Origin of the sequence: Pseudomonas sp. RIT-562 (assembly GCF_026241895.1) — a bacterium.
Taxonomy (GTDB): Bacteria; Pseudomonadota; Gammaproteobacteria; order Pseudomonadales; family Pseudomonadaceae; genus Aquipseudomonas; species Aquipseudomonas mandelii_F.
Genome location: NZ_JAPJIV010000006.1, coordinates 191080 through 205718, shown reverse-complemented (window position 1 = coordinate 205718; position 14639 = coordinate 191080). Strand labels below are relative to the sequence as shown.

Annotated in this window: 12 protein-coding genes; 8 read left to right on the top strand and 4 right to left on the bottom strand. The window is 61.2% G+C overall.

The features are described from left to right. Positions 1-13: 13 nt before the first annotated feature. On the bottom strand, positions 14-1750 hold the full coding sequence (locus ORL50_RS10630; protein WP_266013784.1) for an IlvD/Edd family dehydratase: 1737 nt from the start codon (positions 1748-1750) through the stop codon (positions 14-16). Positions 1751-1943: 193 nt separating this feature from the next. Between ORL50_RS10630 and ORL50_RS10625 the strand changes: the two genes are divergently transcribed. From ORL50_RS10625 to ORL50_RS10590, 8 genes are all read left to right on the top strand, one after another. Then, a complete protein-coding gene (locus tag ORL50_RS10625; RefSeq protein WP_266013780.1) occupies positions 1944-3266 on the top strand; it encodes an MFS transporter in 1323 nt (440 codons plus the stop codon). A gap of 159 nt (positions 3267-3425) precedes the next feature. Next, complete coding sequence (gene araD1, locus ORL50_RS10620; RefSeq protein ID WP_266013777.1) at positions 3426-4418, top strand: AraD1 family protein; 993 nt, start codon at positions 3426-3428, stop codon at positions 4416-4418. 10 nt (positions 4419-4428) lie between these two features. Further along, positions 4429-6009 carry an aldehyde dehydrogenase (NADP(+)) gene (locus ORL50_RS10615; RefSeq protein WP_266013774.1) on the top strand — a complete coding sequence of 527 codons (1581 nt, stop codon included), beginning with the start codon at positions 4429-4431 and terminating at the stop codon, positions 6007-6009. 124 nt (positions 6010-6133) lie between these two features. Beyond that, entirely contained in the window at positions 6134-6430 is a 297-nt protein-coding gene (locus ORL50_RS10610) for a DUF5629 family protein (protein ID WP_266013978.1), read from the top strand. Continuing rightward, a complete protein-coding gene (locus ORL50_RS10605; RefSeq protein ID WP_266013771.1) occupies positions 6417-7592 on the top strand; it encodes a lactonase family protein in 1176 nt (391 codons plus the stop codon). The genes ORL50_RS10610 and ORL50_RS10605 overlap by 14 nt, the downstream gene beginning before the upstream one ends. Before the next feature lie 156 nt (positions 7593-7748). Further along, positions 7749-7928 carry a hypothetical protein gene (locus tag ORL50_RS10600; protein ID WP_266013768.1) on the top strand — a complete coding sequence of 60 codons (180 nt, stop codon included), beginning with the start codon at positions 7749-7751 and terminating at the stop codon, positions 7926-7928. A 256-nt stretch (positions 7929-8184) separates the two neighbouring features. Beyond that, complete coding sequence (locus ORL50_RS10595; protein ID WP_266013765.1) at positions 8185-8397, top strand: hypothetical protein; 213 nt, start codon at positions 8185-8187, stop codon at positions 8395-8397. Beyond that, positions 8394-8651 carry a hypothetical protein gene (locus ORL50_RS10590; protein ID WP_266013762.1) on the top strand — a complete coding sequence of 86 codons (258 nt, stop codon included), beginning with the start codon at positions 8394-8396 and terminating at the stop codon, positions 8649-8651. Before ORL50_RS10595 ends, ORL50_RS10590 begins: the two co-directional genes overlap by 4 nt. 159 nt (positions 8652-8810) lie before the next feature. Here ORL50_RS10590 and ORL50_RS10585 read toward each other — a convergent pair whose 3' ends face one another. From ORL50_RS10585 to ORL50_RS10575, 3 genes are read right to left on the bottom strand one after another with little or no spacing between them, the layout of a single operon-like run. Then, entirely contained in the window at positions 8811-9407 is a 597-nt protein-coding gene (locus ORL50_RS10585; protein ID WP_266013759.1) for a glutathione S-transferase, read from the bottom strand. Next, positions 9404-13045 carry an AAA family ATPase gene (locus ORL50_RS10580; protein WP_266013756.1) on the bottom strand — a complete coding sequence of 1214 codons (3642 nt, stop codon included), beginning with the start codon at positions 13043-13045 and terminating at the stop codon, positions 9404-9406. The genes ORL50_RS10585 and ORL50_RS10580 overlap by 4 nt, the downstream gene beginning before the upstream one ends. Continuing rightward, positions 13042-14286 carry an exonuclease SbcCD subunit D C-terminal domain-containing protein gene (locus ORL50_RS10575; RefSeq protein WP_266013753.1) on the bottom strand — a complete coding sequence of 415 codons (1245 nt, stop codon included), beginning with the start codon at positions 14284-14286 and terminating at the stop codon, positions 13042-13044. Before ORL50_RS10575 ends, ORL50_RS10580 begins: the two co-directional genes overlap by 4 nt. Positions 14287-14639 lie beyond the last annotated feature (353 nt).

Here is a 14639-nt window from a genome sequence, read left to right as displayed (position 1 = left end):
GGAGGCAGTAGTGTTAGTGCGAGTGGCGGGGCACTTCAGCCCCGCGGCAACCGACCAGGAAGTCGAAGTCACAGCCCTGATCCGCCTGCAGCACATGATCAATGTACAGCTGGCGATAGCCGCCCAGGATCATCTGCTGGGGTGGTTGCAGATCCGCCATGCGCGCGGCCAGTTCGGCGTCCGGAATATCCAGGTGCAAACGGCCGTTGGCGCAGTCAAGTTCGATCCAGTCACCTTCTTTCACCGTTGCCAGCGGGCCGCCAGCCGCCGCTTCCGGCGCGACGTGCAGCACCACCGTGCCATAGGCCGTGCCGCTCATGCGCGCATCGGAAATTCGCACCATGTCCGTCACACCCTGCGCCAACAACTTGGCCGGCAAACCCATATTGCCGACTTCGGCCATGCCCGGATAACCTTTCGGGCCGCAGTTCTTCATCACCAGGATCGAGTTGGCATCCACCTCCAGTTCCGGATCGTTGATGCGTGCCTTGTACATGTCGAAATTCTCGAACACCACTGCACGGCCCCGGTGCTGCATCAACTCTGCGGTGGCGGCGGACGGTTTGAGCACGGCACCCAGTGGCGCCAGATTACCGCGTAACACACAGATGCCGCCGTCGGCGCGGATCGGGTTATCCAACGTGCGGATGACTTCGTCCTGGCCATAGATCGGCGCGTCCTTGGTGTTCTCGCCGAGGGTCTTGCCGTTGACGGTCAGGGCGTGCGGATGCGGAATCAGGTTGGCTTCGCCAAGGCGGCGCAACACTGCTGGCAGGCCGCCCGCGTAGTAGAACTCCTCCATCAGAAAACGTCCGGAGGGTTGCAGGTCGACGATAGTCGGCATACCGCGACCGATGCGCGTCCAGTCATCCAGGTCAAGTTGCACGCCAATGCGCCCGGCGATGGCTTTCAAATGGATCACCGCGTTGGTCGAACCGCCGATGGCGGCGTTGACCCGAATAGCGTTCTCGAAGGCTTCCTTGGTCAGGATTTTCGACAGTTTCAAGTCTTCGCGCACCATCTCCACCGCGCGCATGCCGGACATGTGCGCCAGCACATATCGGCGTGCATCCACAGCCGGAATCGCCGCGTTGTGGGGCAGGGAAGTGCCCAGTGCTTCAGCCATGCAGGCCATGGTCGAGGCGGTGCCCATGGTGTTGCAGGTACCGGCCGAGCGGGACATGCCGCCCTCGGCCGCGAGGAAATCGTCAATCGTGATGGTGCCGGCCTTGACCTGCTCGCTGAGCTGCCAGACCACAGTTCCCGAACCGATGTCCTGGCCCTTGTGCTTGCCGTTGAGCATCGGCCCGCCGGTGACAACGATGGCCGGCACGTCGCAGCTGGCCGCGCCCATTAGCAGGGCCGGGGTGGTCTTGTCGCAGCCGGTGAGCAAAACCACGCCGTCAATCGGGTTACCGCGAATGGCTTCCTCGACGTCCATGCTCGTCAGGTTGCGGGTGAACATGGCGGTGGGACGCAGGTTCGATTCGCCGTTGGAGAACACCGGAAACTCCACGGGAAAACCACCGGCCTCGATCACGCCGCGTTTGACGTGGTCGGCAATCTGGCGGAAATGCGCGTTGCACGGCGTCAGCTCGGACCAGGTGTTGCAGATGCCGATGATCGGCTTGCCGTGGAACTGGTGGTCGGCGATGCCCTGATTCTTCATCCAGCTGCGGTACATGAAGCCATTCTTGTCGGCAGTGCCAAACCATTGGGCGGAGCGCAGGGTGGGCTTTTTATCAGACATGATCGATTCTCTTATTGTATGACTATATTGTTCGAGCTGACGCCTAACATAAGCGCAAAATCGGCTGTTTGGAAGAGTTGTTGTGCAAATAGTATTACTATATAGTCGCTTTCAACGGAGGGATGGCCCTGGCGGTTTTCTGCGAGAGGCGTCCCCCGAGGTTCTATAACAACAACAATCGGAGACCGATCTCATGAGCCAGGAACTGCGGCTTATTCGTCGCATCACACTCAAACTGATTCCCTTCCTGATCCTGCTGTACCTGATCGCCTATGTGGATCGCTCCGCCGTGGGCTTCGCCAAGCTGCACATGGGCGCCGATATCGGCATTGGCGACGCGGCCTACGGGTTGGGCGCCGGCCTGTTCTTCATCGGCTATTTCCTCCTGGAAATCCCCAGCAACCTGATGCTCGAGCGATTTGGCGCGCGGCGCTGGTTCGCCCGGATCATGCTGACCTGGGGCGCTATCACCATCGGCATGGCATTCGTCCAGGGACCGCACAGCTTCTACGTGATGCGTTTCCTGCTCGGCGCTGCCGAGGCCGGCTTCTTTCCTGGCGTCCTGTACTACATCACCCAATGGTTCCCGGTGCGCCATCGCGGCAAGATCCTCGGGCTGTTCATCCTGTCGCAACCGATCGCGATGATGATCACCGGTCCGGTGTCCGGTGGCCTGCTCGGCATGGACGGAGTGCTGGGGCTGCACGGCTGGCAATGGCTGTTCATCGTCATCGGCACTCCGGCGATCCTGCTGACCTGGCCGGTGTTGCGCTGGTTGCCGGACGGTCCGCAGCAAGTCAAATGGATGGACCAGGCGGAAAAAGACTGGCTGACCGGTGAGCTGCAAAAAGACCTGCAGGAGTACGGCCAGACCCGCCACGGTAATCCGCTGCACGCACTCAAGGACAAACGGGTGTTGCTGCTGGCGCTGTTCTATCTGCCGGTGACCCTGAGCATCTACGGCCTGGGGTTGTGGCTGCCGACGCTGATCAAACAATTTGGCGGCAGCGACCTCACCACTGGTTTTGTGTCATCGGTGCCGTACATCTTCGGCATCATCGGCCTGCTGATCATTCCGCGCAGTTCCGACCGCCTGAACGACCGTTATGGTCACCTGGCGGTGCTCTATGTGCTGGGTGCCATCGGCCTGTTCCTCAGCGCTTGGCTAACACTGCCGGTAGCGCAGCTGGCGGCACTGTGCCTGGTGGCATTTGCGCTGTTTTCCTGCACGGCGGTGTTCTGGACTTTGCCGGGACGATTCTTCGCTGGCGCCAGCGCGGCGGCCGGGATTGCGCTGATCAATTCGGTGGGCAACCTGGGCGGCTACATAGGGCCTTTCGTGATTGGAGCGTTGAAGGAGTACACCGGGAATCTGGCGTCGGGCTTGTACTTCCTGTCGGGTGTGATGGTGTTCGGCCTGGTGCTCACTGGCGTGGTTTATCGCTTGCTGGAGCGCAAGCACGTGTTGCCGGCCGATCAATTTGCCGCAAGCGCTCGCGGCGCGACGCGCACCTGAGTCCGAGGATTCACACGGATTAACACTGTGGGAGCGGGCTTGCTCGCGAAGGGGCCATCACTTTCAACATTGATGGTGACTGACACTCCGCCTTCGCGAGCAAGCCCGCTCCCACATTGTTTTTGCGGCGTGTTCGAATTTTGCCTGAAGGAGAAAATCATGCGTTTAGTTCAGTTCGAATTGAGTAACGGCGAGCGCCGGGTGGGCGTCGTCGAAGACAGTCTGGTGCGCGAAGTGCAAGGCGCACTTAGCGTGCGCGACCTGGCGCTGGCGGCAATCGAGGCAGGCGTTAACCTGGAGCAACAGGTCAAATCCCTGGGCCTGGGCGCCAGCCATGACTACGCAGAGCTGCTGGCATCCCTGCGTATCCTGCCACCGCTGGATCACCCAGACCCGGCGCATCTGCTCGTCAGCGGCACCGGCCTGACCCACCTGGGCAGCGCTTCGGCGCGGGACAAGATGCACCAGCAGGCAGGCGATGAAGCGGCGATGACCGACACCATGCGCATGTTCAAATGGGGCGTGGAGGGCGGCAAGCCGGCAGCGGGGCAGGCCGGTGTGCAACCGGAGTGGTTCTACAAGGGGGACGGCAGCATCGTCGTGCGCCCGGGCCAACCGTTCCCGCTGCCGCCATTTGCCGAGGACGCCGGAGAAGAACCCGAGCTCAGCGGCCTCTACGTGATCGGCCACGACAGCAAGCCTTATCGCCTGGGGTTCGCCGTGGGCAACGAATTCTCCGACCATGTGATGGAGCGCAGGAATTATCTGTACCTGGCGCACTCCAAATTGCGCAGCTGCAGCTATGGCCCCGAACTTCGGGTCGGACAATTGCCTCAACACCTGGCGGGCACCAGCCGCATCCTGCGCGACGGCCAAGTGTTGTGGCAGAACGAGTTTCTCAGCGGCGAGGCCAACATGTGCCACAGCCTGGAAAACCTCGAGTATCACCACTTCAAGTACAGCCAGTTCCTGCGCCCCGGGGATGTGCACATCCACTTTTTCGGTACGGCGACCCTGTCCTTCGCCGACGGTATCCGCACTCGGCCGGGCGACGTTTTCGAGATCAGCCAGGCCGAGTTCGGCGCGCCGTTGATCAATGGCATTGCGCCCGTCGAAGCGTCATTTACACCCGGCACCATTGGCACTCTTTAAGGAGATCTTCATGACCAGCATCCTTGGCCACAACTACATCGGCGGCCAGCGCAGCGCCGCCGGCACCGTGAAACTGCAGAGCCTAGACGCTACCACCGGTGAGCCGCTGCCCCATGAGTTTTACCAGGCCACGCCAGAAGAAGTCGATGCCGCCGCCCGGGCCGCTGCTGCTGCCTACCCGGCGTATCGCAGCCTGAGTGCCGAACGTCGTGCACAATTTCTGGATGCCATCGCCGATGAGCTGGACGCATTGGGCGACCATTTCGTCGCAGTGGTCTGCCGCGAAACCGCACTTCCCGCTGGGCGCATCCAGGGTGAGCGCGGGCGTACCAGTGGCCAGATGCGCCTGTTCGCCAAGGTGTTGCGTCGCGGTGATTTCTACGGCGCACGAATCGATCAGGCGTTACCGGATCGCCAGCCATTGCCGCGCCCGGACCTGCGTCAATATCGCATCGGCCTGGGGCCGGTTGCCGTGTTTGGCGCGAGCAATTTTCCCCTGGCGTTTTCCACCGCCGGCGGCGATACCGCCTCAGCCCTGGCCGCCGGTTGTCCGGTAGTGTTCAAGGCGCACAGCGGTCACATGGCAACGGCCGAGCTGGTGGCGTGTGCGTTGATTCGCGCGGCCGAGAAGACCGCCATGCCCGCTGGCGTATTCAACATGATCTACGGTGGTGGAGTGGGTGAAGCACTGGTCAAGCATCCGGCGATCCAGGCGGTGGGCTTTACCGGTTCGCTCAAAGGCGGACGAGCACTGTGCGACATGGCCGCAGCGCGCCCACAGCCGATTCCGGTATTTGCCGAGATGTCGAGCATCAACCCGGTGATCGTCCTGCCCCAGGCGCTGCAAGTGCGTGGCGAAAACGTCGCCCGTGACCTCACCGCCTCGGTGGTCCAGGGTTGCGGCCAGTTCTGCACCAACCCTGGCCTGGTGATCGGCATCACCTCGGCGCAGTTCACTGCCTTCATGCATCAGGTTGCCGGGCTCATTGCTGAGCAACCGGCGCAAACCATGCTCAACGCCGGCACCTTGAGCAGCTATGGCAAGGGGCTGGAGAAACTGCTCGCGCATCCGGGCGTGACCCACCTGGCAGGTCAGGCGCAGCAAGGCAACCAGGCGCAGCCGCAATTGTTCCAGGCCGAGGCCAGCCTGCTGATTGAAGGTGATGAAGTCCTGCAGGAAGAAGTGTTTGGCCCGACCACGGTGTTTGTCGAAGTGGCGGACCCGTTGCAACTCAACGCCGCATTGAATGGCCTGCGCGGCCAGCTGACGGCGACGATCATTGGCGAGCCCGCTGACTTCGAGCAGTTTGGTGAGCTCACGGCGCTGCTGGAACAGAAGGTCGGACGGATCCTGCTCAACGGTTATCCGACCGGTGTGGAGGTTTGCGATTCGATGGTGCATGGCGGGCCGTATCCGGCGACTTCGGATGCCCGTGGTACCTCGGTCGGAACGCTGGCCATCGACCGCTTCCTGCGGCCGGTGTGCTTCCAGAATTACCCGGACAGCCTGCTGCCGGATGCGCTGAAAAATGCCAACCCGCTGGGTATCCAGCGCCTGGTGGACGGCCAGCCGAGCCGCGACGCGCTGTAACGTCCACTCACTGTAGGAGCCTGGCTTGCCAGCGATGGCGGGCGTTAGGTCGCCATCGCCGGCAAGCCGGGTTCCTACAGGGAATTGTGGCGTGCGCTATGATTGCGTCTTCCCTTGCAAAAGATTGACTGCCATGACGACTCTTCTCAACGCCCTCGAAAACGCTGACATGCTGGAAATCGACGGGCTGCATGCCTTCGATTTCTCCCTCGATGAAGACGATAACCTGCACATCGAATGCATGGATGGCCGTGCCCTCAAGCGGTGGACATTCAGCATGGCGCAAATTGAGGCCGCAACCTTTGATTCCGACCTCAAGAGCTGGGTCATCACCGGCGACTCCGGTGAGCACCGCCTGCTGCCGCTCGACGCCATCGGCGGTGACAACGACGACGAGGAAGATGTGAATGCGGATGCGTAATTTCTGGCCGCTGCTGATGGCCGGCAGTGTCGGCGCCATGGGTGTGCAGGCGGCACCGACCGATGCTCACCAACTTCTGGTGGGCAGCTACACCGCTGGCCAGAGCCAGGGCATCTATCGCCTGAATTTCAACAGCGCCACCGGCCAGATCGACGCCAAGCCGCTGCAGGTGGTCAAGAGTGAAAACCCCTCTTGGCTGACCCTGTCCCCGGACCTGCGTTACCTGTTTGTGGTCAACGAAAACGGCCCTGGCCAGAAAGACCCGGTCGGGCGCGTGAGCAGCTACTCTATCGATCCGAAAACCCAGGCCCTGAGCCTGATCAACCAGGTGCAGAGCCTGGGCAACGAGCCGACTCATTCGAGCCTGAGCGGCGATGGCAGTCACCTGTTCGTCAGCAATTACTCCGTGGTCGAAGACCCGGGTGGCACCCTGGCGGTGTTGCCGGTGGGTGCCGACGGCAAGCTGAAAACCGTGGTGCAGCTGAGTAGTCATGCCTCCAGCCGGGTCAACCCCGAGCGGCAGATGTCGGCGCACGTGCATTCGACGGTGTCCTCGCCAGACGGCAACTATGTGTTTTCCAATGACCTGGGCGCCGACAAGGTGTTTGTCTATCGCTTCGACCCCAAGGCCAATCCGGACCTGCCCCTGGTGCCAGCCACCCCCGCGTCGGTCCAGCTGCCACCCGGCAGCGGGCCGCGGCATTTGCTGTTCAGCGGCGATGGCAAGCATGCCTGGCTGACCATGGAAATGAGCGCGCAAGTGGCCGTGTTTGATTACCAGAACGGCAAGCTTGAACAGACCCAGATGGTCGAGCTGGCTGCCGGTCAACCGGCATCGGATAAAGCCGCTGCTGCGCTGCATGCCTCGGCTGATGGCAAGTTCCTTTATGTCAGCAACCGTGGCACCGCCAACCAGCTGCTGGTGTTCGCCATTGATCCTGCAAGTGGCCAGCTCAAGGAGCTGCAGCGTCGCTCGGTGGAAGGTGATCACCCGCGCGAGTTCGCCCTCGATCCAAGCGGCAAGTTCTTGCTGATTGCCAATCAGAAGAGCAACCAGATTGTCGTAGTGGAACGCGATGCGAAAAGCGGTCTGCTGGGTAAAACCGTGCAGAAGCTGCCAATGGATGCCCCCAGCGATCTCAAGTTCATGGTGCGTCAATAGGCCGCAGGCCCCGGTTGATGGGGCCTGCGCTGTTCTATCAATGAGGCTGATATCTGGAAGTGCTACAAAGCATTTCAAGGCGACAACCCTCGGAGGTTAAGTTTGCTTCACGGCCCCACCGGGCAAGCAAGCCAACTGACTCCGAGGACTACCGCCATGAACTTCAATCTCTTCTCCGTGATCGCCGCCTCCGCCATTTCCGCTACCGTCGCCTTGCCTACCAACGCCAGCGTCGAAATCAACAGCAAAAAATCCCACACCCAGAGCTACACCCAGAAATACCTGCAGCAGAGCGCCAACTTCTACGCCGCCCTGGATCACAAAACCCAAGCCTGAAATACGATTTCATCGCGCTCCCCCGTAGGAGCTGCCGAAGGCTGCGATCTTTTGCTTTTATAAAGTCAAAAGATCGCAGCCTTCGGCAGCTCCGACGCGCGTGTGTGTTTTCGATGGTCATTGGTTTTATCAAGCGTCGCGATAGACGGGTTTAATGATCAAGCAAGCTGATGATCACTATGGAAAACCCTGAGTGGTTGGCCCGGGTTTTCTGATTGATCCTGTGGGCTCTGAAACATGCCCACGGGAGAACACCATGGCCAGCACAATCCTCATCTCCGCCAAACGCGGCGCCTACCTGGCCATTGGTCTCTACGTGGCCCTGGTATTGGTGGTCAGCATCTCGGCGAACACCCAGCACGAATTCGAAGCGCCGATTCAGGTCGCGCATCCTGGTATCCAGTTTGAACACCGCGTGCAGAACGCCATGGTCGATCACGCTGATGTGGCGGGAGTGGCGGGATCATGAAAGGCGTTAGACTCTGGGTCATCGCCGCTCTGGCATTCATGACCAATGGCGCGTCGTTGGCGGGAATCGGGCAAGGCTCGGCAGGCTCCGTGGCACGCTCCATCGAAGCCAATCACAACATGGCGCACAATATCCAGACGGCCAAGGCCTTGGGGTTGTTGGCCGGTAATCCACCCATCGAACGCCAGGACGATTTCTTCGGACCGTTCCAGGTGGATTGCTCGGCGTTGCAGATGTGTGAAGCGTTGGCGTGAGTCGCCTGAACGCGCACCCTGTAGCAGCTGGCCAAGCCTGCGTTCGGCTCGGGCCGCGATCGGCGCTGTTGCAGGCGATTGAGTCTGTGCCTTGGAAACCTGGGGGCCGCTTCGCGACCCAACGCAGGCTTCGCCAGCTGCTACAGGGAATCAGCGCGGCTACTTGGCCATCACGCCAATAAACAGGTCGGACTCCAGAAACCGCTGCAACCAGCCCTGCAAACGGTGGTAGGGCGTCTGCCCGAACCACTCGCGATCGACATGGGCGAACTGCCGTACAAACGGCATCAATGCCACATCCGCCAGGCTCGGATGTTCGGCCAGCAAGTAGTCGCGTCCCTCTAGCAACTCATCAAGCCTGCGCAAAAACACCTCACCCTCGGCTCGATAAAACGCCATTGGCTGCTCGGGGTATCGCTCGGCGTACTTGTAGCGATTCAGGTGCACCTTGAACACCTGATCGTTTTCTTCGATCAGCTCGGCGATGAGTTGCTGCCCGACAGGATCATCCTTGAGCAACCAGTCCTGCGGATCACTCTGCGCCAGGGCCCAGTGCATGATCGCCAGGCTTTCATCGATCACCTGACCGTCGACACTCAGCACCGGCACCGTGCCCTTGCTCGACAGCGCCAGCATTTCGGCAGGTTTGGCTTTCAGGCTGACCTCGACAATATTCACCGCAACGCCGCAGTAGCGCAGGGCTATGCGCGCCCGCATCGCGTAGGGGCAGCGGCGGAAGGAGTACAGCGTATTCATTTCACCTCCAGGGTACTCAGACCGTTGCCCTGGCGGTGAACCTGGATCTGCACAGGAATCCGCTCATGCATTTCCTGCACGTGGGAAATCACCGCGACTTTTCGGCCCTGCGCTTGCAAGCCGTCGAGAGCGTCCATGGCCAGTTGCAGGGACTCCGGATCAAGGCTGCCGAAGCCTTCATCGATGAACAACGATTCGATTTTCAGCGTGCTCGATGCCATGGACGCCAAACCGAGCGCCAGAGCCAGCGACACCAGGAACGTCTCACCGCCGGACAACGAATGCACCGAGCGCAGTTCATCGCCCATCTCGGTGTCCATCACCAATAGACCGAGCATGCTGCCGCCGCGTTTGAGGCGATAGCGCCGCACCAGTTGGCGCAGTTGCACGTTGGCATGGTGCACCAGCAGGTCGAGATTGTAGGCCTGGGCGATCTTGCGGAAAGTGTCGCCGGTGGCCGAGCCGATCAGTGCATTCAAACGTGCCCAGCGCTGGTATTCGGTGTAGGCGTCAGCGATCAGCTGCGCGAGGGCCTGATTGGCGTTTTGCCGGCGCTGATCCTCGGCCTGTTCGGCGCGCAGTTCGGCGCAACGGTGTTCGCTGGCGGTGAACAGATTTTGCAATTCGGCAAGCGCCGTCGCCAGTTGTTCGGCGTCGAGATTGCCGTTGTGTTGTGCCTGGTGATTGAGCAGACGCTGATCGCGCTCCTGCAACAGAACCTTGGTCTGTTCAATGGCTTTTTCGCTTTGCTGCAATTGCTGACGCAGTTCGCTGACCTGCTGGTCGTCGACACTCAGCAGATCTTCCAGGCCACCGTCATCCAGTTCCGGATGCAATGCGCGCCAGTCGGCAATCTTGCCGCTCAGCTCGCGATCTTCGGTGTCCAGTGCCTGGGAACGTTCCTGCTGGGCCTTGAGTTCGGCGCCCAGCTGCACCAGCCGCGTACGCACGGCTTGCAGTTCCTGATTGGCCGTCGCTTCAGCATTGCGCGCTTGTTCGACGGCTTGATCCAGTTGCTGCTGCCACTGCTCGGCGCTGGCGTGTTCGCCGAGCAATTGCGCGAGTTTTTGCTGGCAGGCTTGTTGCTGGTCGGCGAGGGTGGTGAACTGCTGGCGAGCCGTTTCCAACTGCTGGAGGCGAGTCAGTTGGCGGTCCTGTTCTTTTTCCAGCGTCTGCTGCCGCTGTTGCTGTTCGCTGAGTTCATCGCGTTGCTGGTCGAGTTGTTCCAGGCGCTGGCTGATCTGCCGGTCCAATTGCATGAAGGTCGCGGCCGGTTCGTTGCGCAGCGCTTGCAGCGTGTCGGCCGGGAGCAGGGTGCTGAACGCCGTCAGCTCTTCGTCCAGACGCTGGCGATCGCTGCGCAACTCACGTTGCTGGTTTGCCAGGTGCTGGGACGCTTGCTGGCTCGCCGTTTCAGCGCTACGCAGTTGCTGTTGAAGGCGCGCAGCGTCCTGTTGCAGGGAGAGCAGGGCGGTCTGCCGTTGTTCGTCCTGAGTGATGCTTTGGTTCAACTGGTTGTTTTGCTGCACCAGCCAGGCATCGCGTTTAGCCGCATCTTGCGTGAGCAACTGCGCAGATAACGGATGTGCTTCAAGGCTCGGTGCCAGGCTCTGTTGCTGGATCGCGAGGTGTTCTTGTTGTTGCAGCAATTCCTTTTGCTGCGCAATCACGCCGCCCACTTCAGCGCGCAGTTCAGTGAGCCTTTCTTTCAGCAGGTCGACGGTTTTTTGTGCGTTGGCCTGTTCGCTTTCATCATGCCGGCCAAGGCTTTGCAGCAGGGCTTCGGGCTGATGATAGGGATGGTCGGGGCTGCCACAGACCGGGCACGGCTGATCGTCCTGCAACTGCTCGCGCAGTTCTTCGACGCTGGCGCTGCGGGCCAGGCGCTGGCGTTCCAGCAGTTCGCGGGTGACGGTCAGGGTCTGTTCGGCAACGACCAATTCATTCTTGGCTTTCACGCCGTCCTGGGTCAGACGTTCTCGTTCTTGCTGAGCGGTGAGCTGGCGCTGCTGGAGTTCGGAGGCGCGCTTGTCCAGTTCCTGCTGACTGGCCCACAGGCGCGTCAGTTCCTCAAAAGCACGCTGCTGCTTGCGGTTGTCCTGCAATAGACTCCCGAGAATCTGAATCTGCTCGGCCACCGCTTCCGGTTCGGCGCCGGCCTCCTTGTACAGCACTTCGAGGCTCTGGCGCTGAGTGGACAGGTCCTCGGCAGCGCGAGCGGCGCTCTGTTCCAGGGCGGCCAGTTCGGCCTGGCCCTTGTTCAGGCGATTGCCGATCAGCATCAGCTGTTGCAGGCGATCACGGTAGGCGTTCCAGGCATCGCTCAAGGGCGCCAGAGGGGTGCTTTGCTCAAGCTCCTCGGCAATCCGCTGCAAACGTTCGGCGACCTGTTTCTGTTGGTCGAGCAAACCTTGAATCGTGTGTTGGCCGTGTGTGCAGGCCAGTTCCGCCTGCTGCTTGAGGTCGGCACTGAGACTGGCGTCCTTGACCAGACGAGCGAGGGTGCTTTGCTCTTCGAAGGCCTGACGCAGCAATGGAGCGCTGGTGGTGTGCAGGCTTTGGGCTTCGACGAGCGCGGTCTGCGCAGCGCTCAGGCAGTGTTCGAGTTGCGCCTGGCGCTCATTCAGTTCGGTTTGCTGTCGGGTGTGCTGCTGAATCTGCGCGGCCAGCGGTGTCAGCTGGGCAGTGAGTTCAGTCTTGCGGGCGAACTGGTGCCGTTGCGGGGCCAGTTGCTCCAGGCGAGTCAGCTTCAAACGTTCGCCGGCCAGACCTTCCCAACGCTGCTGGGCCGATTGCAGTTGCTCGGTGGCGCTCTGCTGCTCGTCCTGCAACTGGCGCAAGTCCTTGAGCCAGGTGTGTTGCAGTTCTAGTTGCTTGAGTTGCGCTTGCTGGGTCTTGAGTTGTTGCTGAGCCTCGCTGAAGCGTTCATCGAGTTCCGCCCGAGCTTCTGGCGACAACGGCGTCACGCCAGTGGCCTGGTCCTGCAACAGCTTGTGGGTTTCGCGAGCCTCTTTGGTTTTGTCGAACGCCCGGCGACCGAGGCGCGTATAGAGTGCGGTGTCGGTGAGTTTTTCCAGCAGTTCGCTACGTTCGTTGTCGTTAGCCTTGAGGAACGCACTGAATTCACTCTGGGCCAGCAGCACCGCGCGGGTGAATTGCTCAAAGTTCAGGCCCAGTACGGATTCGAGCTGGGTTTTGAATTCAACTTTCTGACTGGCTAGCAGTTGATCCAGGTCGATGTCACGCAAACTCTGGCGGCTGGCTTGCAGCTTGCCGCCGGCCTTCTCGCGGGCGCGATTAGCCTCCCAGCGAGCACGGTAACGGCGGCCGTCGATGCCGACGAAGTCGACCTCGGCGTAACCTTCACCGGTGCCACGGCGTAGCAGCGTGCGCGGGTCACCGGTGCTGATCTCGCCGTCGGCATCTGGCGCTTTGGCCGACACCTGGGCATTGCTCAGCCGAGGCACAGCCCCGAACAGCGCCAGGCACAAGGCGTCGAGCAAGGTGCTTTTACCGGCACCGGTCGGCCCGGTGATCGCGAACAGACCGGCGCTGGCCAACGGCTCAGCGGTAAAGTCGATTTCAAAAGGCCCGGCCAGTGAGGCGAGGTTCTTCAGGCGGATCGCGAGAATCTTCATGGCTGTTCGCTCTCCATCTGCACGTCGTGCAATAACTCGGCGAAGTCTTTCAGCGTCTGCTCGTCAACCTCACTGCCGTAGTTGTCCTGCCAGGCGCGGCTGAACAGTTCCTGAGGTGAGAGCTGGTCGAGTTCGATCAAGGTCGTGCCGTCATCGACGCCATCGCGGCTGCCGTTGCCGGCATATTCAGCGGCGATCCGCACCAGGCGCACGGCCTTGCCTTGCAGGGCGGTTTCCACTTGATAACGCAAGTCGGGTTGCGGCTCATCGAGGCGTACCCGCACCTCCAGCCACGGCTGGCGCTGGATATCGGCCAGCAGGTCGATGTTCGGCAAGTCGGCCAGTTGCAGCAGGATTTCCGCCAATGGCGCGGGACCGATGCGTTGCAGATTCACAGCCCGGGGGATCAGTTTGGGTTCGACGCTGACCAGGGTTTCGCCATCCAGGGTGATGTCGAGAATCTGATGCCGGTAGCCGATTTCGGAGAATGACAAGGGGATCGGCGAGCCGCTGTAGCGGATTCGCTCTTCGCCATTGACCTTCTGCGGCTTGTGCAGATGCCCCAGTGCCACATAGCTGATGCTTGGACCGAACAGGCTTGCCGGCAGCGCTTCGGCATTGCCGATGATCAGGCTGCGCTCGGAGTCTTCGGACACCGAGCCCCCGGCCATGTGGGCGTGGCTGATGGCGATCAGTGCCTGGCCCGGCTTGCGCTTGGCGTTGGCGGCAGCGATCAGCCATTCGTGCACCTGGCCAATTCCGCGCAGATAGTTGTCGCCCAGCTGCGCACCGGTGACTTCCGCCGGACGCAGGAAGGGTAGCGCAAGACACCAGCCAACCACTTTGCCCTTGGCATTCGGTAGCGGCAGCAGCAGGCGCTCGGCGTCGAGTTGACCGTCGTCGAGCCACAGCACACGACCCAGCGCATGCGTGCGCAAACGCCGCATTAACGGCGCGGGCAGTTCGATCCGTGAACCGGAATCGTGGTTGCCGGCGATCATCACGATGGTCAGCTTGGGTTGCTGCTCATGGGCGCTGACGATGAAGTCGTAGAGGCGTTCCTGGGCTTTCACCGGCGGATTGACCGTGTCGAAGATATCGCCGGCAATCAGCAGCACGTCTGGCTGGTCCAGCTTCAGCTGGCGCAGCAGCCATTCGAGGAAGCAGCCATGTTCGAAATCGCGTTCCTGGCCGTGCAGGTTCTGCCCAAGATGCCAGTCGGAGGTGTGAAACAGACGCAAGGCATACTCCGTTGAAAATAAGGTGATGGCCGCGTGAACAATGAAAGCGGCGAAAGGTGGAGAGTTTACTGGCAAACAGGCTGGATGTGCGTGGCAACACTTTCCCGTAGCAGCTGGCGCTGTTGCAGGCGACTGGGTTTGTGCATTGGAAACCCGGGGGGGCGCTTCGCGACCCAACGCAGGCTTCGCCAGCTGCTACAAAAAACTGCGCTGACCTTGTAGCAGCTGCCGAAGGCTGCGTCCGGCTCGGGCCGCGATCGGACGGAGCAGGCGCTGTTGCAGGCGATTGAGTTTGTGCGTCGGAAACCTGGGGCCGCTTCGCGACCCAACGCAGGCTTCGCCAGGTGCTACAA

Coding starts and splice junctions, on each gene's coding strand:
- ORL50_RS10630 (WP_266013784.1), bottom strand. CDS start 1,750: ATGTCTGATAAAAAGCCCACCCTGCGCTCCGCCCAATGGTTTGGCACT.
- ORL50_RS10625 (WP_266013780.1), top strand. CDS start 1,944: ATGAGCCAGGAACTGCGGCTTATTCGTCGCATCACACTCAAACTGATT.
- araD1 (WP_266013777.1), top strand. CDS start 3,426: ATGCGTTTAGTTCAGTTCGAATTGAGTAACGGCGAGCGCCGGGTGGGC.
- ORL50_RS10615 (WP_266013774.1), top strand. CDS start 4,429: ATGACCAGCATCCTTGGCCACAACTACATCGGCGGCCAGCGCAGCGCC.
- ORL50_RS10605 (WP_266013771.1), top strand. CDS start 6,417: ATGCGGATGCGTAATTTCTGGCCGCTGCTGATGGCCGGCAGTGTCGGC.
- ORL50_RS10600 (WP_266013768.1), top strand. CDS start 7,749: ATGAACTTCAATCTCTTCTCCGTGATCGCCGCCTCCGCCATTTCCGCT.
- ORL50_RS10595 (WP_266013765.1), top strand. CDS start 8,185: ATGGCCAGCACAATCCTCATCTCCGCCAAACGCGGCGCCTACCTGGCC.
- ORL50_RS10590 (WP_266013762.1), top strand. CDS start 8,394: ATGAAAGGCGTTAGACTCTGGGTCATCGCCGCTCTGGCATTCATGACC.
- ORL50_RS10585 (WP_266013759.1), bottom strand. CDS start 9,407: ATGAATACGCTGTACTCCTTCCGCCGCTGCCCCTACGCGATGCGGGCG.
- ORL50_RS10580 (WP_266013756.1), bottom strand. CDS start 13,045: ATGAAGATTCTCGCGATCCGCCTGAAGAACCTCGCCTCACTGGCCGGG.